Here is a 2,521-nt window from a genome sequence, read left to right as displayed (position 1 = left end):
ACGCATTGCCTCGCGCACGTACAGCAGTGTCGCGGGCAGCCCTGCGGTGTCTGCAGCCGGCGTGCGCGCCATATAGCCGAAGCGCATCCGGATCCGATCCACTGCGGCCGACAGCTTGTGCGATATGTACAGCGCCTGCTTGTCGCGCTGCAGCCCGGAGAGCGCCCGCCACTGCCGGCCCACATAGTCAAACTGAAACTGCAGCCTGTCCGGCCACGGCAGATACCGTTCGTTGACATAGGTGTCGAGCAGGCACAACAGCTCGATGGCATGGCCCGCGCGATTCAGTTGCTGCGCTATTTCAAAGGCGACCATGCCTCCGAACGAGTAACCGATGAGCGAGTACGGACCTTCCGGCTGCACGCGCCGGATTTCAGCGATATAACTGGCCGCCATTTCCTCCACGCTGCGTTGCGGCGCAACATCGCCGCCAAGACCACGCGCATGCAAACCGTAGAACGGACGTGGGCATTGGAGCCGGCCAACCAGCCTCGAACTTTCCATCACCGAGCCGGTGATGGAATGCAGCACGAACACGGGATTGCCGTTTCCAGCGCGCATCGGCGCGATGGTTTGCGACGCGGGCGTTGCCACGTCGGCACGGAGCTCGGCAGCGAGGCGGGTAATCGTCGGCGCGGCAAGCAGCGTCGCGAGGGAGATCGTGCGGCCGGTTGCCTGTTCAATCTCCGCGACCAGCGCGGCTCCGAGCAGTGAATCGCCGCCGAGTTCGAAGAAGTTGGCATCCCGCTCGATTGGACTGAAGTCGAACAAGCGCTCCCAAAGCCCCTGCAGGAAATGCTCGAGGTCCCCGCGCGATTCGACAGCCGGTGCCGGCCCTCGTGCGGTGACAGCAAGGCCCGGGTGATGGCGGATTCTGTCCAGACAGGCAGGATTGCGTAGCGCGGCGGCGTTGCCAATCGGCAAGCCGTTCAAGGCGTTGCGTACGGCCGCGTCCGACAGCTTGCCGCTGTGCGTGACGGGCAATTCGTCGACCTGCACGATGACATCGGGCACATGCGCGTGCGAGCCGCCACGCGCCAGATCCCGGCGTACCCGGGCCTTGAGCGGTCCCGTCAATGCCAGGCCATGCTCCAGCACCAGCAACAGTACGACGCGCTGGTCGCCTGCCTGCGCCGAATTGCCCCACGGCGTACCGTCAGCCGGAATCCGTTGCTGCACGACCATCGCTTCGTGGATGCCCGGTATCTCGCTGATGATCCGATAGATGTCGCCCGGGCCAACCTTGATGCCCTGCACATTGAGCACACCGTCGGAGCGGCCATGCAGGCGCGCGCCGCCACGCGAAGAGAATTCGATGCGATCGCCGTGGGTCCACACCCCCGGGTTCGCAGCAAAATACGCAGCATGAAAGCGCGAGCCGTCCGTGTCACCGAAGAAGCCTAACGGACGTGACGGAAAGGGATTTCTGCAGACCAGTTCACCGACGAGGTCCGTCGGACCACCGGCGTCCCATGCGCAAACGTCCAGTGCCAGAGACTTACATTGCGCTTCTCCGGCGTAGACCGGCAAATCAGGATTGCCGAGCACGAAGCAGCCGATAATATCCGTGCCGCCCGAAATGGACTGCAACGGCAGCGGCTTCACATTGTCGCGGACCCAGTCGTACTGGGCGTCGAATAGAACGGCGCCGGTCGACATCATCGCGCGCAGCTTGCGCAGGTCGAATTGCCGCGCCGGTTCGAGCTTCGCTTCGCTGCACATTTTCAGGTAAGCCGGACTGGTGCCAAAGACGGTCACGCCTTCATCGGCAACCAGCCGCCACAGGATATCGACGCTCGCCAGCGGGCCATCGTACGTGACGATCTCGACACCGGATGCGAGTGAAGACAACTGCCAGTTCCACATCATCCAGGAGCACGACGTATGGAAGTACAGCTTGTCACCGTCACGGAAGTCACTGTGCAGGCGGTGCTCCTTCAGGTGCTCGATCAACGTGCCACCCGCCCCGTGCACAATGCACTTTGGCTTGCCCGTGGTCCCCGATGAAAACATGATGAACAGCGGATGATTGAACGGGAAACGCCGCCAGACGAAGTGCGCAGCGTCAGCACCGGCGACCAGTTCGTTGAGCGACAGGACCGGTTGCTTCACGTCGCCGGGCAACGGCCCGTCGTCGAGGCTCACGATGCCCTCCAGCGAACCCAGCCCTGCCGCGAGTTCCGCGATCTTCACGGGGAGTGGCGTGCCCACATCGAATGGCAACGTTGCCGTGTGCGAAAGCAGCAGCTTGGGCGACAACTGCCCGAAGCGGTCCAGCAGCGCATCGGTGCCCATGTCCGGCGCCGCAGTCGAGAGGGTCGCGCCAAGCGCGGCAACTGCAAGCGCGGCAATCACGGCATTCTCGTCATTGCGCATGACCGCGGCAACACGTTCGCCGCTGCGTAATCCTAACCGTTCGAGCGCACCGGCAAGACGCGCGACGCGTTCGCGCAATTCAGCGCGTGTCATGCGCACGCGCCGGCCGTCCGCATGACATGCCGTCACTGCGTATGCGTGCGCC

The 2,521-nt window shown here is 63.7% G+C and carries 1 protein-coding gene; it reads right to left on the bottom strand.

Annotated features, from left to right (window positions below; all coding sequences use genetic code 11):
* The coding region (locus P3T40_RS44820; RefSeq protein WP_429274076.1) for an acetoacetate--CoA ligase at positions 1-2,521 on the bottom strand (2,521 nt) is incomplete at both ends.

It is taken from the genome of Paraburkholderia sp. EB58 (assembly GCF_050436665.1).
Taxonomy (GTDB): domain Bacteria; phylum Pseudomonadota; class Gammaproteobacteria; order Burkholderiales; family Burkholderiaceae; genus Paraburkholderia.
The sequence above is the reverse complement of the archived record's forward strand: the minus strand, read 5'-3'. Positions and strand labels throughout refer to the sequence as shown.